Source organism: Pseudoalteromonas sp. SR43-2 (assembly GCF_014163885.1).
Classification (GTDB): Bacteria; Pseudomonadota; Gammaproteobacteria; order Enterobacterales; family Alteromonadaceae; genus Pseudoalteromonas; species Pseudoalteromonas distincta.
On the sequence record NZ_JACJED010000010.1, the window covers coordinates 27,118 to 53,183 of the forward strand.

Genomic DNA, 26,066 nt, shown 5'->3' on the forward strand with positions numbered 1-26,066 from the left:
TTAAAGGAATAACAATGGCGTTTAACTTAACTAGAATGACGATATATGCCTTAATAAGCTCGATGGAAGAAGATCTTAGAACGAATGTAAAAAATCATATGGGTAATTTATTAGTTGATGACCCTTCGTTTAATAAAGAATTGCTAATTCGTTCAAAGAGTAGAATTGAAAAAGACATCGGTTTAGTTTTTGGTGATTTAGACATTAATGAATTAATTGATTACTGGGATTTAGGTGATACTTTCCAAACAATTAATAGTAATGCGGCTAAATTTCCGACTCATATATCTAAACAAATTAAGCAATTAACTCGTGCATTTGAAACCCTTATCCCTATCAGAAATAGGGTTATGCATATTAGGCCTCTAAACTTTGAAGACTTACCATTTGTTTCTGAGTTATGTAAAAAGATCGTGCTTGAAAACTCTTCTCTATGGGCTAATACATGTGAAACACTTTCTTTATTAGAAAAAGATTCAAGTTACGTTCTCTCTCTAGATATAAAAGCTTATGATGATGATTCAAATATTAGTCATAACCTTCCTCTTCCTGACTTCGATGAAACTGGATTAATTGGAAGAGATGAAACTGTTCAGAAAGTTAAACAACTATGTCTAGGAGGTTTTCCTGTTATTTCAATAGTTGGAGAAGGCGGTATTGGTAAAACTGCTTTAGCACTAAAGGTTGCCTATGAATTGCTGGAAGATAAGCAATCACCTTTTGATGCCATAGTTTGGGTAACATCTAAAACGACACAAATTACTGTAAACGAAATTATTGATATTAAAGATGCCATCAATAATTCTCTAGGCGTAATTCAAGAGATTTCTGATAATATTGTCGGGGTAAACTCTGCTTCAAATTTGGCAGAGATCACAGAGTATTTATCAGCATTTAAAATAGTCTTATTTATCGATAACTTAGAAACTATTTTAGATGATAACATTAGAAATTTTGTTGGCTCACTTCCTAATGGTAGTAAGATAGTTATTACTTCAAGAATCGGCTTAGGTGCGTATGAATACCCTATAAAGCTGCAAGGAATAGAGGAGTCATATGCCTCACAATTTTTGCGAACTTTAGCTAGATTAAGAAATGTCAAGATACTTTCAGGCTTGGATGAAAAGGTCTTAAGAAAGTATGTCAATAGAATGCATTGCAATCCAAGTTATATAAAATGGTTTGTAAGTTCAATTCAATCAGGTACTGCACCTGAAGTTGTCCTTCAAAATTCTTCTTTATTTTTAGAGTTTTGCATGTCTAATGTTTATGAATATTTATCTGAAAATGCCAGAAACCTGACATCAGCACTTCAATGCGCTCCTGGATATAAAGACCTCCCCGAACTAAGCTATTTAACAGGTTTCGATTCTTTAGAGATTCAAAAATCAATCCAAGAATTGATGGCAACAAATATGCTAAGCGAGTCATCAAAAGTGAATGGTTCAAGCGTTAAAAATACATATCAAATATCAGAATTAGCCAGAGCATTTTTGAGTAAACAACACAAACCTTCTAGAACTTTCCAGCAAGGAATCAAAAGCAAGCTAAACAAGTTGAACTCACTATTTGAGCAACAGTTATCAAGTAGAAGGACAAATAAATATCATGTTTCAAATATTAAATTTCGAGATAAATCTGATAGGATAGTTGTAAAAATGCTTCATGATGCTTTGAAATATCTTAATGACGGTATTAACGATAAAGCGTATGAAATATTACAAGAAGCTCATCGACTATCACCTGATTACTTTGAAGTCGCTAGAGTAATGGCTTATTTCTATCAAAGAAGTGGTAATTGGAATGATGCTAGAGAACAATATGAGCTAGCTATTATTTTATCGCCTAATAGTCCACAGCTTAATTACTGGTTCGGTAAATTTATCTTACACCAAGAAGAAAATGTGGATGAAGCTGTGACCCAATTCGAAATTGCTTTTAAACTTGATCCAGATTCTATATATGTAGGTATGGCCTTAGCTAGAGGGTATATGTTTAAGCATGAATTTGATTCTGCGAGAAGCATCTTGGAAAAACTAGAGCCTACTATTTCCGATGCAGATGAACATTTGAAGAAAATGTACTTAGATACTGATATTCAGATTTATTATAGGATAGCTGATGACCTGACTGCATCACATCAATATCAAGAAGCTCTAGAATCATTATGTAAAATGAGAGATGCATTTAATAATTTACCATCACACTTCCAAGATAAGCATATAAGAAACAAGCTTGGTAAATGTAGCTATACCCTTCACAGAATAGCAAGATCTATAAATAATCCCGCCTATGAGAAAGAGATATCAGATTTGTTTGATTGGTTTAAAATTGAAGCTATTGATTTTTCTACTCAGAAGTAACAATACGCCGCATTAGTTAACTAATGCGGCGTTTTTGTTTTTATACTTTAAGAATTAAAGATTAAAGCGTTTCTTTAAATAACTTATAAATACGGCGGTATTCGTCTAACCAGCTTGAAGGCTGTACAAAGCCATGCGGTTCAACAGGGAATATAGCTGTTTCAAAGTTTTGTTTTTCAAGCTCTATTAAGCGCTGTACTAAACGCACTGAGTCTTGAAAAAAAACGTTATCGTCAACCATTGGGGCATTAATTAATAAACGTTTGTTTAAGCCCTCAGCGTAATAAATTGGCGAGCTGCGCTCATACGCAATCGGGTCAACATCAGGATGGTTTAATATATTAGCAGTGTACCCCGTGTTGTAATGTGCCCAATCGGTAACAGGTCTAAGTGCAGCACCCGATTGAAACAACTCAGGCGCGGTAAACAATGCCATAAAGGTCATAAAGCCGCCGTAAGAGCCACCATAAGTGCCGACTGCTTTGGTATCAACGTTGGCATTTTGCGCCATCCATTTAACGCCATCGGCTAAATCTTGTGTTTCAGGCGTTCCCATTTGACGATAAATTGCGGTGCGCCAATCACGCCCGTAACCTTTAGATGCGCGGTAATCCATATCCATTACTATGTAACCTTCATCAGCGAGCAATGAATGAAACATAAATTCACGAAAATAAACCGAAAATCCCATATGTGAGTTTTGTAAGTAACCCGCGCCGTGGTTAAAAATAACTGCTTTGCGATTTTTACCTACTTCACCTTCAACGTAATCAGCTGGGTAGTACACTTTTGCGTATATTGGTTGTTCGGTATGGCTTGATGGCACAGCAACAATTTTAGGTGCAGTTAGCTTTTTAGCTAAAAACTCATCCGACACTGTATGAGTTAATCGCGTTGCTTTTGTATTGGCTTGTGCGTCAGCTACATAAAGCTCATTAGGCATGGTAATTGTAGAGTGCTTAAGGAGTAACTTAGTTTCATCTGGGCTCAACGTGTAATCGGTCATGCCGTTTAAATCAGTAACTTGCTCACTCTTACCAGTTTGCGGGTTAACGCGGTAAATTTCGTACAGACCTGGGTGTTCAACATTCGCTTTATAATAAATTGCGCTGTTGTCACTGGTAAGCGTTAAGTTAGAAACCTCAAATTGGCCTTGTGTTAGCGCGGTTGCACTACCATTAACTGGTTTTTTATAAAGCTGGCTGTAACCCGACTCTTCCGATAGGTAATAAAGCGTGTTCGAGTTATGTAACCACCCAAAGTCGTTAAACGCGTAAGCAATCCATGCATCGTCATGTAGGCGATGTTGCGACACAAGTTTGTTGTTTTTAAAATCTACAGTCGCAAGCCAACGGTCTTTGTTATCCCACGCTTCAAGCATGATAGCCACTTGCGAGCCGTCATCGTTCCATACTACTGGGCTTTGCTCAAAACCCCAGTCCATAATAAGGTTAATGCCACGAGGCGCCTTTTTAGACTTATATGTTTTACCATCACGTGCATAATTTTCTTTTTTCACTGCGGCTAAAACATCTTCGTCAAAGCCCGGTAAAGTATTAAAGCTAAGTGAAGTTTGCTCTTTGTTAGTTAAATTGATGTAGACAAGCTTTGAGGTTTCTTCTTTAGCATCTGCAACACGGCGGCGTGCTTTTTTAGGCTCAATGGTTGCATCATTAGTGATGTAATTTGGCATAATATCGCCATCACCACGCCAATCAGTTTGCTTTTGTACAACGACTAATAACGCATCACCATTTGGCGAAAGCTGAGCCTCTGCAACTTTATTACCGTTACCTAAGTAGTAAGCCGTGCTAGCAATTGAATCGTTTTGTTCATTAATTTGCTCACTGCGTGCTTGCTTATCTTTTTTATTTTTTTGTTGAAGCGCCACAAACTTAATCAATTTATGCTGCTCTTTAGCAATATACGTGCTTGGCTCTTCAATCCCTTTTGGCTCATCAGTAAGTTTTAAGTTAGCAAGCTCGCTCGTTAAGCCTGTTTTTAAATCAACTTTAAAAAACACATTGCCTTGGCGGTAAACTAAATCGCCATTATTTAAAAATTGTGGTTTAGACTCGTTTGCTGATGTAGCTGTAATTTGCTTAAGTTCACCGGTTTTTAGGTTTTTAACAAACACATTGCCTTTAAATGTGTAAGCCGCCATTGTTTTATTTTTAGAATAAACGGCTTTATTAGAACCCACAGTATGAAGTTTATTAAGCGCTACTTGCTCTGCTGTTTGGCTAGTAACAGATTGGCTAAATAAATTGCGTAGTGTATTACCTTGCTCTTTTTGAGCATAAATAATAGTGGCCGAATCGCTAGCCCAGTAAGCGTTCTCTGGCTGATTGCCCATCCAATCAGGGTCGGCCATTGCTTGTTCTAGCGTTATTTTTTGTGAGCCGATATCAGCTGGCGTGTTCACAACCGCAGCAACCTTACTTGCTGGTAAAGCACTTTGCTGTGTTGAAGAGGTGTTAGCGGTAGCGCTACAGCCTACAAGCATAACACTTGAGGCAACAGCTAAGGCCACTAACGTTTTAGATGAAGAAAAATTAAAAATCATAGTGCTTCTATACGGTTATTATAATTAGGCCGTATTTAAGCAGAAGCACTCAAGTTATTGCAATTATTTAAGACAAATAGCCATTAAACAGGGTAAAGCTCAGTTACTAATTGTAATAGACGTTATTCAATTACTAAATCAAGCCACACCATGCGGTGATCGCTCGATGCGTTTCTATCTTTAATTAAACGATATTCATTACTGGTTTTAGTTGGCCAAAACACCCCACCGTCCTTAATTTTTAAACCATAGTTTGATGGTAAAACGTAATCAACACGGGCTTGCCAATTAGCACTGTAATTTTGTGCATATGGCACATCATACTGCTCTTTAGCACCTTCGCTTTTTGGAACAAAGCTTGCGTTGATAAGTGGGTTTTTAAGTAATTGGTCGGTGGTATTTGTACGGGCTTTGTCCCCCTCAGGGGCTGCATTTAAATCGCCTAAAATAACAAAACGAGAGTGAACTTTTAAACCGCCCTTTTCGCCTTTATCGTCATAAATATACTTAGCATTTGAAACGTAATCGGCAATTAACCTTACTTCATCGTGGTTACGCTTGCCGTTTCTATCCTCTTCACCGTCAAATACAGGCGGTGTTGGGTGAGATGCAATAACATGAATTGTTTTATCATTTACGCTAATAGGTAAATCCCAAAACGATTTAGAACTGAGTCTAAGTGCTTGCCATTCTTGTGCGTTATACCAGTTTTCACCTGTTTTAGGCATTACAGGCATTTGTGCATTTGGCATGTCTTTATATTTAAAGGTTTGAAGGGTTCTTACTTTATCAAAATTAATTGGGTATTTTGATAAAATAGCCATACCATAATGCCCTTCAAAAAAGCCAAAGCCTTGTGCATCGCCCATCACGCCATTTTTTTTGCCATCGTTATCTAAATCAAACTCGGTAGCTAGGCCTGTATTTACAGGTGCAATATAAGAGTAAGGGTAGTTAATAGCGGCTTGTTTTTGCTGACCTACATTTAAATAATGCTGATTAAAGTATTCAATGCCTTGCTCTTTTGGGATGTAATCAAATTCGTTTAGTAAAATAATATCAGGGCGAACACGCTGAATAATTTCCGCTATGTTCTTAATTTGCTGGTGGTTAGCTTTAAGTGCATTAACTAAAGCATCACTTTTAACTTGCTCACCTTTAGGCGTGTGATTAGTTGCATCCATACTTACATTAAAAGTTGCGACACGAAGAGATTCCGATGCAAATGTATTTAAGCTAAATAATGCAGTAATGGCTAGCACGCTAGATATTGTTTTTAGTTTCATTGTTTTACTTCACAAATTTAAAATTAGACTTTAACAGTATTACATATTCAAAGCCCATTTTTATGATAAAAAAATACCGGCTTAAGCCGGTATTTATATACAGGTATGATAACTATTCACTGAGCACTAAATTGGCAGCTGCTTTTAAAATACCAGGATAATCTTGCTCTGGTAGGTACTCTGTAAGTTCACCAAGTTTGTCTGCAAGCTCACTCATATTAACAGCTGATACATTAATATGGCCCATTTTACGACCTGGCTTAGCTGTTTTACCGTACCAATGGCTCGTTACATCAACCGTTTTTAATACTTCACTTGGAATACTTGGTTGGCCTAATACGTTTATCATCGCGGTAATGTGTTTAAGCTCTGTATTACCAAGCGGCAAACCTGCAACAGCACGCATGTGGTTTTCAAACTGCGAGCAATGGCAGCCTTGTTGCGTCCAGTGGCCTGAGTTATGTACACGCGGTGCAATTTCGTTAACGAGTAACGTGCCTCTTACATCAAAAAACTCAATTGCTAATACGCCAACGTAGTTAAGCTCGTTTGCTATTTTTGTAAATGCATCGTTTGCTTGAGCTTCAACACTTTGATTATTTTTACCGGCAATAGAAAGCGTTAATACACCATTTGTGTGCTCGTTTTCTGTTAGCGGATAAATAGCAACATTACCGTGTTTATCGCGCGCACCAATAATAGATACTTCACGATCAAACGGAATCATTTTTTCAGCAATAATCGTATGTGGCGCAAGTTCGGTGCCTGATGCAATAAAATCAGCCATTTGTGACCAAATCTCGTCTATTTGATCATCCGATTTTAAACGCCATTGGCCTTTTCCGTCGTAACCCGCTTGGCATGTTTTAATTACAAGTGGTTTACCTAGAGTTTTAACGGCAAGTTCTAAATGCGCTTTTTGCGTAATTAATTGGTACGGCGCACAAGTTACGTTTGTTTTATCAAGCAATGCCTTTTCAAGCGAGCGATCGCCACCGGTTTTAATTGCGGCTTTTCCTGGGTAAAACTTATTACTGTTACAGCAAAGGGTTAATACGTCATCAGGAATGTGCTCAAACTCGGCAGTAATGGCATCAGCGTTTGATATTGCTTGCTCAAGCGACGTGTTATAAATGTCACCGGTTAGCGGGTGCATAATTTGTTTACTGCCTACATCGTACGAAACAACGTTTAAATTAAGCGGCGCGCCTGCAAGGCTCATCATACGTGCAAGTTGCCCTGCACCTAATATTAAAATATTCATTATTACTCTGCAGGGTTTGGATTAGCTAATATAGTGTCGGTTTGAGCTTTACGAAACGCTTCAATTTTTGCAAAAATTTCTGGATTTTGACATCCTAAAATTTGTGCAGCTAATAAACCCGCGTTTGCTGCGCCCGGCTCACCAATTGCAAGCGTACCTACTGCAACGCCTTTAGGCATTTGGCAAATAGATAAAAGTGAATCAACACCATTTAATGCTTTTGATTTTACAGGTACGCCAAGTACAGGAAGCGACGTAAAAGCAGCCGCCATACCAGGTAAATGCGCTGCGCCGCCAGCACCAGCAATAATAACTTTAATACCACGTTCTGCGGCTGAACTTGCGTAATCAGCAAGTAATTGAGGAGTGCGGTGTGCAGACACGACTTTGGTTTCGTACTTAATGCCAAAATGCTCTAGCATAAGTGCTGCATGTTCCATGGTTGGCCAATCTGATTTTGAACCCATAATAATGCCAACAGTCATAAATACTCCTCAGTAATGTATTTTAAAAATAGCGGACTTATGTCCGGTTTTAGGCGGGTATTATACCCAAACCAAGTTTAATTGCGACTCACAAAAACAAAAAAAGCCATGTTTAAACATGGCTTTTTAGAGTTAACGGGTAAATAGCTAATTAAGCTTCTTTACTCGCTAGGTATTCTGCGTAGTTGCCTCTAAAGTCGATAACTTTACCGTCTTTAATTTCCCAAATACGGGTTGCAACCGATGATACAAACTGACGGTCGTGAGATACAAACATCAATGTACCCTCGTAAGCTTCAAGGGCTAAGTTAAGCGCCTCGATAGATTCCATATCCATGTGGTTAGTTGGCTCATCCATTAACAATATGTTTGGTTTATGCATCATAATTTTACCAAACAACATGCGGCCTTGCTCACCACCTGAAATTACTTTAACTGATTTTTTAATATCGTTTTGAGAGAATAACATACGGCCTAAGAAGCTACGAACCACTTGCTCGTCGTCGCCTTCTTGTTGCCATTGCTCCATCCACTGAAACAAGTTCATGTCGGTTGCAAACTCATCAGCGTGATCTTGCGCGTAGTAACCAATGTTCGCGTTTTCAGAGAACTTAAACTCACCAGCTTTAGGTGCTAAGCGCCCTGCTAATGTATTAAGTAATGTTGTTTTACCAACACCATTTTCACCAATAATAGCAATACGTTCGCCAACTTCTACTAAACCTTCAAGTCCAGAAAACAACGTATTGTCGTCAAAACCTTGTGTTAGGTTGGTCATTTCAAGAGCGTTTCTGAATAACTGCTTTTCTTGGTCGAAACGGATAAACGGCGTTTGGCGTGAAGACGCTTTTACTTCGTCTAATTGGATTTTGTCGATACGTTTAGCACGCGATGTTGCTTGCTTAGCTTTAGAGGCGTTAGCAGAAAAACGAGAAACAAACTGTTGAAGTTCAGCAATTTGGTTTTTCTTTTTAGCGTTTTCGTTAAGTAATTGCTCACGTGCTTGCGTTGCTGCAAACATGTATTCGTCATAATTACCTGGGTAAATACGAAGCTCGCCGTAGTCAATGTCGGCCATGTGTGTACACACAGAGTTTAAAAAGTGACGGTCATGCGAGATGATTATCATGGTACAGTCGCGCTGATTTAACACGTCTTCTAACCACTTGATGGTGTAAATATCCAAGTTATTAGTAGGCTCATCAAGTAGCATAATGTCTGGGTCTGAAAACAACACCTGTGCAAGTAGCACGCGCAGCTTAAAACCCGGTGCAATTTCTGACATTGGGCCAAAGTGTTGGTCAGTGCCAATACCTACACCTAATAAAAGCTCACCTGCTTTAGATTCAGCAGAGTAACCATCCATTTCAGCAAATTCAGTTTCAAGATCGGCTACTTTCATACCGTCTTCTTCACTCATTTCAGGTAAAGAGTAAATACGGTCACGTTCTTGTTTGATTTCCCACAACTCTTTGTGGCCCATAATCACGGTATCGATTACTGAGTATTCTTCGTAGGCAAACTGATCTTGATTAAGTTTAGCAACGCGTTCGTTAGGATCAGTACTTACATTACCTGAAGACGCTTCAAGCTCACCACTTAAAATTTTCATAAATGTTGATTTACCACAACCATTTGCACCGATTAAACCGTAACGGTTACCATCGCCAAATTTTGCTGAGATATTTTCAAATAATGGTTTAGCACCAAATTGCATGGTGACATTAGCTGTACTAATAATAGCGCTACCCTCCAAAGGAGTAATGATGTATTTAAATTGCGCGCAGTTTAAACCAAAATGGCCTGTTTTTCTATGAAAGTTTAAAAGCAAACCACTGCGTTTTAGCCATTTATTATGGCTATGTAGTTAGTAGTAAAAATAACGGATTAGATTTAATGGTTTCGTTAATTTTTATTCAACTTATTCTAATTAAAATCCATAAAGTATGTTTTATAAACAGGCATAAGAGATTAGAAATTACAATACAAATTAGAGTAAAAACACTTTTAACGTGTTTGTGTGTCTACTTAACTCATTTTTGTTCACCCTATAATAATAAAAAGTTATATTTATGAAAATAAAATACTTTTAGAGCTTTTACACTAGTTGCTACTTTTTAAACAAGATGAAATTAATTCAAATTACAATTTTTACACATCGCTAATTCCTCATCCTATTTACCTATCAAATCATTAAAAACATAAACTTTTGCAACACATGAAAAACAAAATTAACCTTTAGTGAATATCCGTTAAGTTTAACGATTACTTTTATTGAGTATTTTTCACTTTTGAGCCGTTTATTGCTTTGTTAGTCTTCAAATCTGAATTTTTACCTACGTAAAAAATTGACCAATTTACACAGGGCAACACACAAGATGAGCAAAAAATTAGCGACGCTTATTAGCGCAAGTATTGTATTCGCACCCGCTGTTTCGGCAGTAGAATTATACAAAGATGACAAAAATACTGTTGAAGTTGGTGGATATCTTGATGTGCGTGTAATTAATACACAAAACGAAACCGAAGTTGTTAACGGTACCTCGCGCATTAACTTTGGATTTACCCGAAAGCTTAAGAAAGACTGGACCGCACTCGCACTCGTAGAATGGGGTGTAAACCCTGTTGGCAGCAGCGATATTATTTATAACAATCGTTTTGAGTCTATCCAGGATGAGTTTTTGTATAACCGTTTAGGTTACGCAGGGCTTTCACACGAAAAATATGGCCAACTTACCATTGGTAAACAATGGGGTGCATGGTACGACGTAGTTTTCGGCACAAATAATAGCTTTGTATGGGATGGCAATGCGGCTGGTGTTTACACCTATAACAAAGACGATGGCGCTGTTAATGGCACTGGCCGTGGAGATAAATTAGTACAGTACCGCAATAGCTATAACGATTTTAGTTTTGCAGTACAAGCGCAGCTTAAAAACAGCGAATTTTATACCTGTGACGTAACCGACATTTCAGAAGAAGAATGTGAAGCACTTTGGAACTCTGGCGATAGTGCAGCCCAAGAAGTTGAATTTAATTACACATTTGGTGCGTCTGTAACTTATACCCCAACTGACATGCTAACACTTACAGCAGGTGTTAACCGTGGTGAGTTTGATTTAACGTTTGGCGATGGTTCTACTCGTAATGTTGAAGATTTAATTTATGGTGCAGGTATTATGTGGGGCAACATAGATGAGCCCGGCCTATACGTTGCAGCCAACGTAAATAAAAACAAAAACCACGACACAGATAACATTGGTCGCTTAATTAAAGACGCAATCGGTGTAGAAACATTTGCATCTTACCGCTTTGATAACGATTTTCGCCCTTTTATTGCCTACAACGTGTTTGATGCCGGTGATGATTACGTAATTCAGCCAAACTTTAACGCCGACCCAGACGATGTATTTAAGCGTCAGTTTGCTGTTATTGGCCTTCACTACTTAATTGACGAAGACACTATTGCCTACGTAGAAGCGCGTAAAGACTTTAGCGACTTTGAAAGCGATAACGACGATCAACAAGCACAAATGGAGCAGTCGGAAGATGACGGTATAGCATTTGGTTTTAGATATAAGTTTTAAATATAAGTTTATAAAACGACTACAACTTCCCTAAGCACAACCCTTTTAGCCCTTTTAACTTTTTTAACTGGGCTTTTTTTTATTCCGCCATACTTTTTTGAATACTCAATTTTGCATTTAAGGCTATTTCAACAAATGCATTAACAGCCGCATTGGTATCTGCTTTTTTAATTTGTAATAGCACCATTCACGATGCCCCTATTTTTTACGTTTACCGTTTTGCTACTCATTACAATGAGCGAGGAAAACTTTAATTAATCACTCATAGTCCACACTCGGCATTTATATTTTTAGTGGATGTAGTTATCGCAGGCTTTATTATTTTGATTATCCCTCTGATTATTTTTTTCTAATTTGACTCTATCGCTAAGTTTAGCATCATAATAATATTTAGTATGATGTGTTCTTTTGCTGTAAAGCCACCAGCCAATTTATATTAACTGCATTAAGAGTATAAAAATATGGTGAAACTATATTGAACTTGCAAAGTACTTACACTGCTTATTGCTGATCACAAAGGCGAAAGGCTGATTAAAAGCAGTAACAAATAGATGTGTATATGCTCATGGGTACTGACGGTATTCTAATTCAATATTTTTGAACTGTATATAAAAACAGTATATGTAATTACTGTGCAAAAATAATTTAAACCTACCTTTTTTTGTAAGTCGTTAATAATATTGAACTAAGTAAATTGTTATAAAGCTGATTCGTTATCATAAATAGATAAAACAACGACAACTGTATATGTATACAGTTGTCGCTTAAACCTATCTAACCTACTTTTTATTAAACGTACTATAACCAGCTAATGCCTTAGCCACACTAATTGATGGATTATCTGAATGCTCAGCACCTTTGTTTATAGCACTTTGCCACACAAGGTTATTGTTAGGGTTGGCTGTTAAAACGGTCTCTAAATTACTAAACGCTTTTAACATTAACGAATGCTCTGCCCCACCCACCGAAAGATATAAATAAGTAGGCGCCTTAACTTTGTTATCTTGAGCACTTAAAAACGCTTCTACATTATTAACTACGGTCATATCGTCATACCAAGCCGCTGGGCTAAAAGCAAAATAGCCATTAAACAATTCAGGCTTTGTATGCAGTGTATAAAGCACAAAGCTACCACCTGCCGAAAAACCACTTAATACACGGTTATTACTAAGCTTATATTTTGCTGATAAATAAGGGAGTAACTCAGTTTCAATAAACGCTAAAAACTTGTCGGCTTCACCATTTGGTTCAATAAGTGTTTCATGCTCTGGACGCGCTTGTGTATTTACATCTTGGCGAGCATAAGGGGGCACTAAATCGCGATTACGTGTATCTGTAAAAAACAAATTAGGAATAGACACCAATATAGCCTTATCCCCTTTTTCGCTCTTAGCTTGTTTTGTAAGTGCTTTATCCCATGTATCTAAATTAAAGTTACCATCGGTTTTAATAATTAACGGATACGCTTTTTTAGGATTGTAATTAGCGGGCAATCTTATAAACACTTTGCGCGACTCATTAAGCACGCTTGAGTTAATTGTTACATCTGTATAGGCCGATACATAATGGTTATAATAACGTATAGCTAAAATACCAATAGCAAAAATGACTACGGCTAAACTTAAATTAATAATATAGTGTTTTGTTATTTTTATTGCCATACGGCATTCCTTTCAATGTTTAGGAGTTATTTAATCGAGCTTAACCCATTGTTTTATTTCAAGCGCGGTCATAATAAGCTCAACCGAAAACGCGGCTAAAATCATGCCCATCACTCGCGTTAAAATAGACGCGCCGCCAGTACCTATTAGCTTAATAATTTTACCCGAAAGCAGCAACAGTATTAATGTAATACACAACACACCAAGTGTAACAAGCGCTGTGCCTATTTGAGTAGTAATTGGCTGTATGTGGTTATCAGTAAGTAGTATTACCGCCAAAATAGCGCCAGGAGTCGCCGTTGCAGGTATAGCAAGCGGAAACACCGCTATATCGTGATCGGGGTCTTGTTTGGCTTTGTTAGAATCGTTTCCAAAAATCATTTGCAGGCCAAACAAAAACAATATAATTCCACCCCCTAACTGAAACGACACCAACCTAATTCCCATCGCATTAAGTATTAGTTGCCCTATTAAAATAGAACCCAATAATACGCCCCCGGCATAAAGCACCGTTTTAAATGCAGTTTTACGGCGTTGTTGATCAGTTAAATGAGAAGTAAGCGCAGCAAACAGCGCCATAGTGCCTATTGGGTCAATGGTCGCCCAAATTACAAGCGCATCTTGAGAGAGTTTTTCTAGCATATAAAATCCTTGTTAAGCGTAAATGTTTAATAAAACACGGGTAACAAATTCATTTGCTTACGCTTAACTATAATAGAAAGCCGCTATTTTTTGTATTTTATTTACTGAGCTTTAAGGATTGAGGATTCAAAAAAGGTAAGCACTTATAATTGCCGTCTTGAGTTAAAGTGATTTATGCCAAATAAAATTTTCTCTTAAACTAAAGCCCAGTTTCATAAGTAAATTATGGGAACGTGCATTATGTGCACTCACCTCAGCAGACAAATATTTAAGCGGAATATGCTTAACTAGAGTTTCAATAAAACCGGTCACCACTTCAAACATTACGCCCTTATCCCAAAAGTCAGGATGCAGCTCAAATCCTATAAACGCACTACTTTTACACCGGGTTAAATTATAAAGCCCACAAGTACCCATTAACTTTCCAGATATATTATGTTCAATTGCAACTCGAATCACTTCGCCTTCGTAATAAGCACTAATATCATCTTGTATTAATTGCTTGATTTGCGTTTTGCTGAGCGGTGTTTCGTAGTCGTTAAATTCTGACACATGTGGATGGTTTAAAATATTAAATAAACACGCAGCGTGTTTGTGGGTAATTAAACGCAGCGTAACGCGTTCAAGCTTTGTGGTATTAAACATTTTATTTAAGTGGTTAGTTAAATTAGCTCTTTATGGGCACGCATTATTAACTTACCATACCCCTTTAACAAGCATTATCTTTAAAGCAAAAAGAGTAAGAGAACGTAATGAGTGACGATTTTAAAGTAATACAACCCACTACTACAGTATATTGCCCAAAGCGCGGCGAAGGCTGGACCTTAACAGGCATTACTAATATTAACGAGTTTACCTCAGTAATGTTTGACGGCACACGCTATACACTTCCAGCACGCGAAATAGTAGAAGAACTTCTTCCTAACCAATTAGCGCGTGAGCAAAATAGCTAACCAAACACATACACAGTAAAAAGGCTGCTATTTTGCAGCCTACTATCTAATTAACGAGTTAAAATGCATCGTCTTCGCTGTAAACATTAACGTTTAGCTCGTCATCATTTTCAAATACCACAAACGAAATAGGCTTACAGCATACTTGGCAGTCTTCTATGTATTGCTCATCAATATCTGCTGCATCAAGTAATACTTCTATACTTTCTCCACAATAAGGGCAGCTTATTGATGTTTCTGTTAACTGGTTCATTTATCACCTGCTAATTTATATCACGAATGTTGTCACTTTAATGAACACGTAAGCATAATTCAACACCCCATTAAATAACGCATACTTGGCTAACCCAATTAAACCGTGCTACTAACTTAAATAGTGATCTTGTTACTAGCCTTATCCCTATAAAACTTGTCAAAGCACAATATTTTTCACCATAGATAGTTGGCCAGCCCTCTACAATGAAATTGTATTAGCACTTAGCGGGTCTAACTTTATAAGTATTTATAAACTCACACTACAGATGGATAATTTTATGAAAAAATCACTTACGCTTGCATTAACATCTGCCGTTATTTTGTTTAGTACATTTTCCTATGCAGCTAAAACCGAAAAAGCCGTTCTAGCTGGAGGTTGTTTTTGGTGTATGGAAAGTGACTTTGAAAAGCTTGAAGGCGTAACCGATGTAATATCGGGCTTTACTGGCGGTAAACTTAAAAATCCAACATACAATGGTAATCATAAAGGCCATTACGAGGCGGTAGAAATTACATACGATCCGGCCATAGTAAGCTATCAGGGCATACTTGATCATTACTGGGTAAATATTGATCCTTTTGATGCCAAAGGCCAATTTTGTGATAAAGGCCCTAGTTACTTAAGCGCTATATTTGTACAAAACGACGAACAACGTAAATTAGCCGAAAAAACAAAAGCAGCAGTAGTTGCCGAGTTCCCTAATCAAACTGTGGTTACACCTATACTAAACGCAAGCACCTTTTACCCTATAAAAGGGAGGGAAAGCTTTCATCAAGATTATTACAAAAACAATCCAATCCGATACAACACCTATCGTTGGCGTTGTGGTCGCGACAGCCGCCTAGAAGAAATTTGGGGCGACAGAGCAACCCATTAATCGCGTTTAATCAGGTGATCCACTGTAAAATATTAAAAGGCTGATTTAATTATCAGCTTTTTAATATTTTAGTTATTGCGAGATTCTTTAATAAATCGATATCTAAATTCAGATAAGTAACCCACAATGCTAATAAGCAAAGCAGAATTAAAATCACCTCTCACAAGCTGTGTCCAAACATTTCCTTCTCCATTAAAGCTAATGTAAATAACCATAATAAAAGCAAGAAACGCTGAAACTTGATACATCCAAGAATATTCACCAAAAAATTTCTGTGTCACACTTTTTTCTTTTAATTTATCTTCCACAATTAATCTCCATTTTATATTGCTATTAATTCCTAGCTATAAAATAGCCAAAATAAGGGATTTATAATAAAGGTTTATTTATACACCGTCTATTTCATAAAGCCTTTGTTATTAAGCTAAGTGCTTAAATAGAATATAGGATACGTGGTACTTCGCTTTTAAGTGGACAGCACTGCTTGACTTAAGATACTTAGTTTTAGGATTCATTATCAATAAATAGTATATTCTGTTTCCTAAAGCAGGCTGTTTATCTACTAAATCAAATACAATAAATTGCACTCCTAGATTGATATAAACAAAATTCAACAACTGGAGTTACACAAAATGTTTGCCAACCAATTACAACTAGCGCGTGCTCTAGAGTTACCAACACGACAAGCCATGCTTTACCGTGAACCAGCAGTACAAAACTTTTGGATAAACAACACCGACCTAATTACAAACGCGTGGAGCGAATGGGAAGCAACATCAACAGATAGCTCAACGTTTACGCTAGACGACACACTACTTGATAAAAACCTGCGTGAAGCAGTAAAACAAGCATGGGAAGATCCATCAAAAGAGCTAGCCGTAAAAGCGTTGTTACATGAAGTCGCGCCTGATGTGTTTCAATTTCAATTTTTTGATCCTGAGCGCCTGGCAGTATTACGCGGATATTTAGAACAAATATGGAATTCGCAAATTCCTATGCGCCCACCATACGGCATAGTGTTAAATCGCCGTGGTGCCATGCTTGATAGCCGATCAGAAGGTTATTTAGCCGCGCCAAGCTTTCAAGCATTTTATAACGAAATACTAAACACTTATATGCGCCCTATTTCGCGCTTATTGTTTCCTGAAATAATTGGCTACGATACACAAACATTTGGTTTTTCAATTTATTATGAGCCAAATACAGATTCTTCAATTCGCCCACATACCGACGCATCAGCTGTAACGCTTAACATTAACTTAAATTTACCAAGTGAAGAATTTACAGGGTCAGAAGTTGACTTTTATCACCCGTACACAGGTGACATTAAATCACTTACGTTTAAGCCAGGTACTGCCATGTTACATCGTGGCAATATTGCACACGCAGCCAAGCCTATTACCAGTGGCGAGCGAACTAACTTTGTATTGTGGTTGTATGGGGAGCGCGGTCGATTACCAGCACAAGGTGCACCACGCATTCCTGTTGATGCTAAACAGCGCTGGACTAACCCTAACAAACCAAATGATGGCTACGCACCATTTTAAGTAAGCGCTTTTAACGTTTTAAATATAAAAGGCTGCCAAATTTAAGCAGCCTTATACAAGTAAAGCTTATCCAGTAACCAACACGTTTTGAGTTTAGTAACATCAAAAAACCGCCCTATTCATAATCTATATTGTCGCCACTTATAACAATAGATAACACAAATTTTCCGCCTTGATTTTCTTATGTCCCAGTACTTCGCTTAACAAAGTTCAAAATTTAGGGGGGATGTCATGTTTTTTTGTATTTAATTGATAAGCCACTGTAATGCTTAAGTTGGTAATTTAATAAATTGTGCTATCTTTTTACTATCTACATTATAAAAATACGAGCTAACATGTTGTTCCGAGGTACAATTGCCATAGCAATATTGGCAATTTCTGCTGCTAATAAAACCTATGCAAACGACATAGACGTGCAATTTAGTGGTTTTGCATCCTTAACACTCAGCTACACGGACGATTCAGATATTGGCTTTGCATCGAGTTATTCAAATGTCAACGAATCTGGTTTTTCAGCAACGCGAGATTCAATTTTAGGTGGGCAGGCTAATATATCACTCTCAAAAAATTGGGACTCTGTGTTTCAAGTAGTTATTCAAGATCATGCCTTTAAAAGCTTTGATAATTTTTTAGAGCTCGCCTTTGTGCGCTATCGCCCTACCCGTCATTGGGCTATTCGTGCAGGCAGGTTAAATAGCGACCTTTACTTACTATCGGAATACCCTTACGTAGGATATGCCTATTTATGGGTGCGCCCGCCTCATTCGTACTACTCGTTTGCAAACATTGCAGGAAATTTCGATGGTGTAGATGTGGAATACAGCAAAGCAATTAACGACGGTTTTTTACGTTTAAAACTTGCTTATGGTAGTACAACAGCCAAGCTACAAGCCTATAATGACGACTTTTTTATTGATTTTGATAACTTAACAACTTTTAGCGCAACCTACTCTTTAGATGCATGGACTATGCGTTTTTCATTATCAAAGTCAGACTTTGGGGATTATAAGTTAACCTCTTTAGATGAGTATTTAGCCGCACTCAACTCAATACCACAAAGTATATGGCCGCAAGCGCAAAAAATATCAAACAAATTTAACACCAAAGGCAACAGTATAGAATACGCCGCGTTTGGGCTTACTTACGATCACAACAATTGGCTAATCCAATCTGAGATGGGTATTTCAGAATCCGATTGGATAGTTGCTCCGTCAGTTCTTAGTGGCTACATTAGTGCAGGTTACCGTGTAGATAACGCAATATTTTATACAGGTTTTACAGCGGCTAAACACCGACATGACGTAATAAAAGTAAACGATCCTGCTTTTCCGCCAAGCACTCCCGAGCAATTTTCAGTGCCTATACAACAACTCGCAGTTGCCAGTCAGTCTGCTGTTAAAGTTACCAATGTTCACCAACACTCAATTAACGTAGGCGTAAAATGGCAACTGTCTGAGCGCATAGCATTAAAAGCCCAGTTAGACCGCTTTGATATAAAGCCTCAAGGCGCTGGCTTATGGAGTCTTAGTAATCCTACAGATGTAGACAAAGGCCACAAAGTACATATGCTAAGTTTGAATGCTAGTATGGTGTTTTAACAATGATGAGCTATCGTAATTTACTCCTTTATCTGTTGCTGCCGCTTTCCCTGCTTCTTGTTAGTGTTAATGCTAAATCTACAGAGTTTGTAGTCGTGGTTAATAAAAGCAATGCGATTAACGCATTATCAAAACGAGAAATTATTGATATTTACATGGGCCGGTATTTAACTTTCCCTGATGGTGAGACCTCAAAACCGCTTGATTTACCCGCGCAATCAACATTAAAAAACGACTTTTACTTAAAACTGGTTAATAAAGACGAGCAAAAAATAAATGCGTATTGGGCAAGGCTTTTATTTTCAGGGCGCGCAAAGCCACCCACGCCTTCAACATCGGTAGAAGACGCAATAAACAAAATAGCAGCATCACAATTTGCAATTGGCTACATTCCGCTATCGCAAGTTACAGATGCAGTAAAAGTGGTATACACATTTGATTAAAATTATTAGCCAAAAACTCTACATACGCGTCGCTATATCAATTGCGTTAGTTGCTATTGTTGTGTCTTTAGTCTCATCTATGCTCTCTTATTACTCAGGCTTTAAAGAGAAAAAAAACACAAATTACCTACTCGTTCAACAGTTAGCGCAAACAATGGAAAAAACAGCCGCTATTGCCGCTTACTTAAATGACAAAGAATTAAGCCAAGAAATTATTAACGGCCTACTCAGTAACGACTTAGTGCAAGGCGCAAGCCTAGAAGGAGAAGTAAACCCTAAAGGAGAGATGGATTTATTTATAGCAAAAGGATCTACTAACAAAAAAAATGAAGCTGTTTTAATTAAATTAGTTCACCCTTTTATAGAAGACACTTTTATAGGTGTACTCGCCATATACCCAGACGATAACTTTATTGAACAACAAGCACAGTCAGCGCTTATAAAAGAATTTATCTTAATGCTGATTCAATCCATTGTTATAGCATTTTTTGTATCGCTGGTAGTTCAGCGCTGGCTTACACAGCCAATTCAAAACCTAACCGACAGCTTTGCTAAAATAAATCCAAGCGAGCCAGAAACCCTTAAAATGCTAACCTTTAAGCAAGGCAAGAGGGACGAAATAAGCCGTTTAACCCAAGGTATAAATGCCTTAATGCACGAGCTACATTTAACTATTAGTAATGAGCAAACACTGCGTAAAAAAACTCAAGAGCTAGAAGCTAAGTTTAGACTTATTTTTGAACAAGCTAGCGCAGGTATTTGTTTACTCGATGACAAAAACATTATCACCACCTTTAACCCTGCATTTAAGCATTATTTTACCGTACCTGGTGAAGAAGAATTACCAACCTTGCATTTTCCTGAGTTACTTAGCAATGTAGACGAATTACAAAGCCTACTGGCAGGTATTCGCTCTGCTGAAAACCCACCACAAACCACCTTAGATGTAGAGTGTAAAGTTGGCTATAAAACGGTATGGTTTCATTGTTTATTTGTAAGGTTAACAGACCAAAGAGATACCAAACGAAACCCCAAACAAGAGCCGCTAGTAGAAGTAATTTTACACGATGTAACCGAGCGCGCAGAACGCGAACAGCAAACCCGCTTTGAGGCCGATCACGACCCACTCACTGGCTTATTAAACCGACGCGCAGGTGAAAAACGCCTTAAAAAAGCACTACGTGAATGTATTAAACATAATGAACATTTAGTACTAATGATGATTGATTTAGATAAGTTTAAACCCATTAACGACACCTACGGCCACGAAGCCGGCGACAAAGTGCTAATTGAAATAGCACACAGATTTAAAACACTTTTTCACGAAAAAAACGACATGTGCATCCGCCTAGGCGGTGACGAATTTATTGTTGCGCAGCAAATTAAAACCTACGATAAAACGGCAACACAACAAAAAGCGAACGCCTTACTCAATGAGTTAAAACACGATATTAATATTGCGCAAAATAAAACATGCGCAGTAGGTGCAAGCATAGGTATTGCAGTAGCCCCAAATGATGGCAACGAATTAGTTGCGTTAATGCTAAACGCAGACAAAATGCTCTACCACATAAAAGAAACAGGCCGAGGGAAAGTTGCCTTTTATGACGAGTTTAAAAAGTAAAATGGTGTGACTTAAATAAGAGCACACAGTTTCCTTTAGTTACGAAAATAGACAGTAGAAGCTAATGCTATAAAGTTTTAACGACTTTCAAATAGTCTTTATTATAAAAATAAGCCGCTAACCCAAAATAAGAAATAGCACCTAAATAAGCAATTGGAAAGTGTGAATATACACTGAGGCAAATAAGCAATAATATAAAAAACAGACTAATGCTAAAGCAAACCACTGCCAAAAGCCTTTAGTAAATAAATTTATAAAGGCTACTAACACGTAGCCTTACATGTGTATTATTTTAACTATAATAAGAAGACCTATATATTAGAAATAGCCTTGAAGGGAATTAACTAAAGGAGACTTATATTTGTATTTTACTACCTGATTGCAAATAAAAAAGTTAAGTTTATTTTCTTTATAGTGACCTTTTATTTCTTTTAGAACCTTGTTGACGACCTTTTTAAACTTACCTCTGTATACATGCTTTACTGTAGCTGTAGCTAATTCAGTAGTAACAAAACGTATTCGCTTTAAGAGCTTGCATATAGACCCGTAAAGTCTCAATCGAAGGCTTATTTTCTTTAAAGGCACTACTTTCAGGAAACATTTTTTGTAATATGAATTGTAGGTTTTCTTGGTCGTCTTTATCTAGTTACTCGATGGTGTTAGACATTTAACTTCCTTATTTTTTTTCGTGGATTGATTTTAAAAAATTTAAAAAATCTTTCTCAGGGATTGTCGATGTAATCCCAATAAAAATTCCATTTTCTTTTGAATATAGATAGGCGATTTGTGTGTCAACTAAATCTGGCTTTACTTCGGCATATAAAGTAAAGGAATAAGATTTATTTTTAATTTTTTTTACTTTTGAAAAACTGCTTTTAATTTCTTGATAAATTTTACTTTCTTTGTCCAAATTTGAATTTGTTAGACTATCTATATGTATTTCAACTAGAGGAACTGTGCTTCCATCTTCTAGAGTGATGAAGGGCTCATTATTATCAAATTTTCTTATGCTCAAAGTTTGCATTTGACTGTTGATCAAAGCAAAACCTTCATCATTCTCTAAGATTCTCATCGTTTCCCAACTATCGTTAATTGGAAAGTAGTATTTATTAAATATAACATTTTCAAATGCTGAACTTGAAAAACTTAACAGTAACGCTAGGACTATGAATATTCTATGCACTAGTAATTCCTTTTAGTAGGTTAGATACATCATATTAATAAAATATATTTTAAACTCAACTTCAAACTACATACGGAGATATGTCGATTTATTGACGCATTTTTCGATAATTCTATTACATACAACTTAACTTCCTCATTAGCAAATGCGTATTTTTATTTTATATAATATAAAAATTTTAGATGGCCTATTAATATTAATCAAAGTAATACAAAATCTAATTAAAAAGAATATTGAACAATAAACTTTTCAATTGATAGAATGCCCTACTTTTTCCCATAAAGAGATACAATGGCAAACTTCAATACTCATCTTAATACTGCCGTAATCATCACAGGCTTAGCCTCAGCCACCTTATTATCCGCAGGCCATATTGAATTAAAGGGCGCACTCTGGCTTTGGTTTTTAGGCTCTATTGGCGGCTTATTGCCCGACATAGATTCAGATAACTCAACATCACTCGATACTATTTTTAACTTATTCGCTCTCAGCGCTGTATTACTGGTACTGCATTACATAACCACCGAGCTCATTATTGAAATTAGCTTTATCGAGTTAATCGTAGTGCCGTTATTGGTTTACGGATTTATGAAATATATTATTAGACCTATTTTCGAATGGATCACAGTACACAGAGGTAGTTGCCACTCTTTACTGTTTTTATTGCTATGCGCGCTATTAACAACGCAAGTAACATGGAAACTGAATGACCAATCAACCACACAAGCAGCTGTCTTTGCCTGGTTAACGGGTGGGTTTATTTTACTTGGCGGGTTAATTCATTTATTACTGGATGAAATTTACAGTGTGGATTTAAGTAATGTCACCATTAAACGCTCTTTTGGAACCGCTTTAAAAATAGCTGACTTTGATAATAAATTAATTACGCTAGCTTCACTTATTGCCATTGCAGGTTTGATCTATGTTGCCCCTCCCACAGAACAAACTATTACAGCGTTAAGTGACTGGTCTCAATTTAGGCTTTTATCTTAACGCCATAAGTAATAAGCCGTTTAACCACATACTCAAAATGTGTGCCCTCTTGGTAATCAAATGTTGATTTACTAAGAGGGCATGAGGCACTGCGCTTTTAGATACATGCATGGCTAAACCAAAGCGGCTTTGCTCGTTTAAGTTTAATTAAAAGCAATAGCCTGAGCCTGTTTGTTATTAATTAATACTTTTATAGGTTTAAGTGAAATAATTTACTCGCTTTACCTGTCTTATACCTACAACGATAAACGCTATTTAATACAAATACTAAGCAGTTTGATACATTCAAATCCGCAACAGCTGTTGAAAGCGTAAAATATAAAATCAAAAGAGGTCCATAATGGAATTTACACATAAACGCACCACCCTAATTACAGCATCGTTATTGTTGGTATTGGCGATATCACAGGGTATTTATTCAGCCCTTTACAGTGCTGAAATTAGTTTTTCAAGGCAGGTGGCTTGGGGGCTAGAAGCACTGGTATTTACTTTACTTGTTGCCTTTGCAGGCACAGCTATGGTGCAAGCAAAAAACGCACAACTAGGCTGGTCGGCTATCGCGTTTAGTGCAGTACTTAACATAGTGCAGGTAAGTATTGGCCTTACGTTGTTTTCAACATTTGGTAAAGTTGCAGGCACAGTAGAAGGCGCGCAACCTTTAATTGGTGGTGTGGTTTCGTTGTCATTCATGATTTACTACGCAGCTAAAGTATTATTGGGATTAGCAGCACTTGTATTTGGCCTGTCTTTTATCGCTAAAGGTGGCAAAGCAATTGGTAGCCTTACAGCCCTTGCAGGCGCAGTTGCAATGCTTGCCAATGGTATTTTAATAACCTTTGGCCGAGATGGATTTCTTCCATCAGCTGTTGCTGGCGCTTCAGGTATGATTGCAACATTACTTTTAGCAATCTGTTTAATAAGCCTTTACCGCAAACAAGACTAAGGTTTAATGCCTTATGAGTAAGGTAGTTACTTAAATAAGTTATAAACATCGGCGTGTATTAGAGTACTAGTTCGCCGATGTTTTACGTTTAGAGCATTCGCCTAGTGTACTTCAAGTTAATGCCCTCTTTCGTAAACTAAGATTAATTCACAAAGAGGGTATGAGGCGCTGCGCTTTTAGAGGGTAAAATAGCTTATATCAAAGCGATTTAACTCAGTTAAGTTTTGGTGTGTGAAGTCAATATTTGACCCCTTGCCTTTTATGTATACAAGTAGAATAACTTTTGGGGAGTGCTTATCTACTCAAGACAAAATCTAAGCCTTTGAGCTCTTATATTCGTGAATTGAACTGACCATCACTAATTGGCCAAGCATAATTACCATTATATTGCATTGCTTCAACAAATTCTTCTTTCCATTTTTGTCCACATGAACATTCATAAAATGAATCTACATACAAACTATCTTCACCTTCTACCAAAATAAAGCTAAATCCTAATTGCTTCAAATCCATTATGCTTAATGGATAACCTTTTCGCCTACCCGAGAATCTGAGAGCTTCAAATTTACATGCGCATTTCCCTACTTGAGGTTTAGCTTTTTCAAAATTGTAATCCCAAAGCTTATACCACTCCCACTCACCAGATTGGTAACGCTCAATTGCAGTAAATCCAATACCAACAACACTTTCAAATATTTCAATATCTCTTGTGTCTCTGGGTGTTAACTCTTTGATGATTTGACTCCGTAATGACTTAGCTATTAAGTAGTTAACAATAAAAAATATTTTAAAATTGTGCAACTAATTAAATGAAGACATGCAAGTACAGGATATTCCTTCACTTTACGATTTTAGGTAAAATAATACCCTTTTTCCTATTTTTATTTAGCAAACTTAACTAGACAGCTACTTCCAATTAGAATCTAGGATTTTCAAAAAGAGCAAAACTTAGGATGGGTGTCACTGTTAATTGTCTTTTTCTTCTTGTAAATTCTTGTTACTTACGCTTTTTAATAAATCGAATTTCGTAATGATATAAACAGATTCTTTTTTACATTCGACTTTATAAAGATATTGATTTTTAAGAAAATTAGTTTTTTCTTTTATTAAACTAATTTGCTCCCACGGTATTAAAAAACTCCTGGGAAATAGTAGAATCAACATCCGTTTTTGGCTTATAAATATACCTTGCTGAAATGATTCGATATTTAGCCAAGTCCGATATTCACTGTTTTTCTCACGAGAAATATCTGCCACATTCGTCAAGTACATACTGCTTGATTTTAAAAGTGAGGAATCAGAAATAATTAAATCCGTTTTATATTCTCTAGCTAGTTTAGGGTAATACCCAATAATGCTTTGGATATAATTGACTAAAATATAGAACAATAAAAATAAAATTAAGCATATAACAAAGTCCATTTTTTAATACTCCGAAAACTTGCTCTGCACTGCTGACTAAGCTGAAATTTAAGATGGGTGTCTTATTAATTGTTCTTCTTGCAATTGCCATAAGACACCCTGCTCTTTTTTTGAACTAACTAAAACGTAGCCCTTAATTTTTAAAAGAGCAAAATTTAGAATGGGTGTCACTGTTAATCAGGTACAACATATATTTCATCTGATATATATTCTAAAGCGAAATATGGCTTACCAGCAAAACCCCTCAGCAGTCTAAGTTTCTCTTTTATATCATTCATAAATGTTATAAAAGTGCCATAAGCATCATTTAGTCCACCTTCAATTTCTCGAAAGGCAATACAACTTTTAGGATGGGTGTCTTGTTTATTATTGT

Annotated in this window: 23 protein-coding genes; 10 read left to right on the plus strand and 13 right to left on the minus strand. The window is 36.9% G+C overall.

Annotation, left to right across the window (positions count from 1 at the left end; all coding sequences use genetic code 11):
• Positions 1-14 precede the first annotated feature (14 nt).
• On the plus strand, positions 15-2,363 hold the full coding sequence (locus tag H5120_RS10145; RefSeq protein WP_182674280.1) for an NB-ARC domain-containing protein: 2,349 nt from the start codon (positions 15-17) through the stop codon (positions 2,361-2,363).
• 61 nt (positions 2,364-2,424) lie between these two features.
• Here the strand turns inward: H5120_RS10145 and H5120_RS10150 are convergent, their stop codons facing one another.
• The 5 genes from H5120_RS10150 to H5120_RS10170 form a co-directional block, all read right to left on the minus strand.
• On the minus strand, positions 2,425-4,929 hold the full coding sequence (locus H5120_RS10150) for a prolyl oligopeptidase family serine peptidase (protein ID WP_182674281.1): 2,505 nt from the start codon (positions 4,927-4,929) through the stop codon (positions 2,425-2,427).
• Between the two features lie 122 nt (positions 4,930-5,051).
• Positions 5,052-6,215, minus strand: coding sequence for an endonuclease/exonuclease/phosphatase family protein (locus tag H5120_RS10155; protein WP_182674282.1), 1,164 nt, complete (start codon positions 6,213-6,215; stop codon positions 5,052-5,054).
• Between the two features lie 112 nt (positions 6,216-6,327).
• Positions 6,328-7,479: a 5-(carboxyamino)imidazole ribonucleotide synthase gene (locus tag H5120_RS10160; RefSeq protein ID WP_182674283.1), complete on the minus strand. Its 1,152-nt coding sequence runs from the start codon at positions 7,477-7,479 to the stop codon at positions 6,328-6,330.
• Positions 7,480-7,481: 2 nt separating this feature from the next.
• Positions 7,482-7,964, minus strand: a complete 483-nt coding sequence (gene purE / locus H5120_RS10165) for a 5-(carboxyamino)imidazole ribonucleotide mutase (RefSeq protein WP_002962540.1) — start codon at positions 7,962-7,964, stop codon at positions 7,482-7,484.
• Positions 7,965-8,115: 151 nt separating this feature from the next.
• On the minus strand, positions 8,116-9,705 hold the full coding sequence (locus H5120_RS10170) for an ABC-F family ATPase (protein ID WP_076914937.1): 1,590 nt from the start codon (positions 9,703-9,705) through the stop codon (positions 8,116-8,118).
• A 637-nt stretch (positions 9,706-10,342) separates the two neighbouring features.
• Here H5120_RS10170 and H5120_RS10175 point away from each other — a divergent pair.
• The gene (locus H5120_RS10175) at positions 10,343-11,551 is read left to right on the plus strand and encodes a porin (RefSeq protein ID WP_182674284.1); all 1,209 of its coding nucleotides are present in this window, start codon (positions 10,343-10,345) and stop codon (positions 11,549-11,551) included.
• A 779-nt stretch (positions 11,552-12,330) separates the two neighbouring features.
• Here the strand turns inward: H5120_RS10175 and H5120_RS10185 are convergent.
• The 3 genes from H5120_RS10185 to H5120_RS10195 all read right to left on the minus strand — a co-directional run bounded on the left by H5120_RS10185 (position 12,331) and on the right by H5120_RS10195 (position 14,499).
• Positions 12,331-13,212, minus strand: coding sequence for an alpha/beta hydrolase (locus H5120_RS10185; protein ID WP_182674285.1), 882 nt, complete (start codon positions 13,210-13,212; stop codon positions 12,331-12,333).
• A 30-nt stretch (positions 13,213-13,242) separates the two neighbouring features.
• Complete coding sequence (locus H5120_RS10190; RefSeq protein ID WP_182674286.1) at positions 13,243-13,854, minus strand: MarC family protein; 612 nt, start codon at positions 13,852-13,854, stop codon at positions 13,243-13,245.
• A 162-nt stretch (positions 13,855-14,016) separates the two neighbouring features.
• On the minus strand, positions 14,017-14,499 hold the full coding sequence (locus H5120_RS10195; RefSeq protein ID WP_182674287.1) for a GNAT family N-acetyltransferase: 483 nt from the start codon (positions 14,497-14,499) through the stop codon (positions 14,017-14,019).
• Positions 14,500-14,606: 107 nt separating this feature from the next.
• On the opposite strand from H5120_RS10195, the gene H5120_RS10200 reads away from it, so the two are divergent.
• Complete coding sequence (locus tag H5120_RS10200; protein ID WP_002962626.1) at positions 14,607-14,807, plus strand: hypothetical protein; 201 nt, start codon at positions 14,607-14,609, stop codon at positions 14,805-14,807.
• 58 nt (positions 14,808-14,865) lie between these two features.
• On the opposite strand, the gene H5120_RS10205 is transcribed toward H5120_RS10200, so the two are convergent.
• Positions 14,866-15,060 carry a CPXCG motif-containing cysteine-rich protein gene (locus H5120_RS10205; RefSeq protein WP_002962627.1) on the minus strand — a complete coding sequence of 65 codons (195 nt, stop codon included), beginning with the start codon at positions 15,058-15,060 and terminating at the stop codon, positions 14,866-14,868.
• Between the two features lie 280 nt (positions 15,061-15,340).
• Here H5120_RS10205 and msrA point away from each other — a divergent pair, with 280 nt between their 5' ends.
• Positions 15,341-15,940 (plus strand): peptide-methionine (S)-S-oxide reductase MsrA, encoded by a 600-nt coding sequence (msrA, locus tag H5120_RS10210; RefSeq protein ID WP_182674288.1) that lies wholly within the window; start codon positions 15,341-15,343, stop codon positions 15,938-15,940.
• Between the two features lie 68 nt (positions 15,941-16,008).
• On the opposite strand, the gene H5120_RS10215 is transcribed toward msrA, so the two are convergent.
• Complete coding sequence (locus tag H5120_RS10215) at positions 16,009-16,248, minus strand: hypothetical protein (protein WP_182671640.1); 240 nt, start codon at positions 16,246-16,248, stop codon at positions 16,009-16,011.
• Positions 16,249-16,572: 324 nt separating this feature from the next.
• Between H5120_RS10215 and H5120_RS10220 the strand changes: the two genes are divergently transcribed.
• From H5120_RS10220 to H5120_RS10235, 4 genes are all read left to right on the plus strand, one after another.
• Positions 16,573-17,487: a 2OG-Fe(II) oxygenase family protein gene (locus H5120_RS10220; RefSeq protein WP_182674289.1), complete on the plus strand. Its 915-nt coding sequence runs from the start codon at positions 16,573-16,575 to the stop codon at positions 17,485-17,487.
• 335 nt (positions 17,488-17,822) lie between these two features.
• Positions 17,823-19,085, plus strand: a complete 1,263-nt coding sequence (locus H5120_RS10225; RefSeq protein WP_182674290.1) for a hypothetical protein — start codon at positions 17,823-17,825, stop codon at positions 19,083-19,085.
• A 2-nt stretch (positions 19,086-19,087) separates the two neighbouring features.
• Complete coding sequence (locus H5120_RS10230; protein WP_182674291.1) at positions 19,088-19,528, plus strand: hypothetical protein; 441 nt, start codon at positions 19,088-19,090, stop codon at positions 19,526-19,528.
• Positions 19,521-21,152, plus strand: coding sequence for a sensor domain-containing diguanylate cyclase (locus H5120_RS10235; protein ID WP_182674292.1), 1,632 nt, complete (start codon positions 19,521-19,523; stop codon positions 21,150-21,152). The genes H5120_RS10230 and H5120_RS10235 overlap by 8 nt, the downstream gene beginning before the upstream one ends.
• Positions 21,153-21,828: 676 nt before the next feature.
• On the opposite strand, the gene H5120_RS10240 is transcribed toward H5120_RS10235, so the two are convergent.
• Positions 21,829-22,335, minus strand: coding sequence for a hypothetical protein (locus H5120_RS10240; RefSeq protein WP_182674293.1), 507 nt, complete (start codon positions 22,333-22,335; stop codon positions 21,829-21,831).
• 291 nt (positions 22,336-22,626) lie between these two features.
• Here H5120_RS10240 and H5120_RS10245 point away from each other — a divergent pair, with 291 nt between their 5' ends.
• Both H5120_RS10245 and H5120_RS10250 read left to right on the plus strand, forming a co-directional pair.
• A complete protein-coding gene (locus H5120_RS10245) occupies positions 22,627-23,328 on the plus strand; it encodes a metal-dependent hydrolase (protein WP_182674294.1) in 702 nt (233 codons plus the stop codon).
• A 340-nt stretch (positions 23,329-23,668) separates the two neighbouring features.
• Complete coding sequence (locus tag H5120_RS10250; protein WP_169060926.1) at positions 23,669-24,271, plus strand: thiamine biosynthesis protein ThiC; 603 nt, start codon at positions 23,669-23,671, stop codon at positions 24,269-24,271.
• A gap of 330 nt (positions 24,272-24,601) precedes the next feature.
• Here the strand turns inward: H5120_RS10250 and H5120_RS10255 are convergent, their stop codons facing one another.
• Positions 24,602-25,072, minus strand: coding sequence for a hypothetical protein (locus tag H5120_RS10255; protein WP_182674295.1), 471 nt, complete (start codon positions 25,070-25,072; stop codon positions 24,602-24,604).
• Positions 25,073-25,237: 165 nt separating this feature from the next.
• Entirely contained in the window at positions 25,238-25,693 is a 456-nt protein-coding gene (locus H5120_RS10260; RefSeq protein ID WP_182674296.1) for a hypothetical protein, read from the minus strand.
• Between the last annotated feature and the right edge of the window lie 373 nt (positions 25,694-26,066).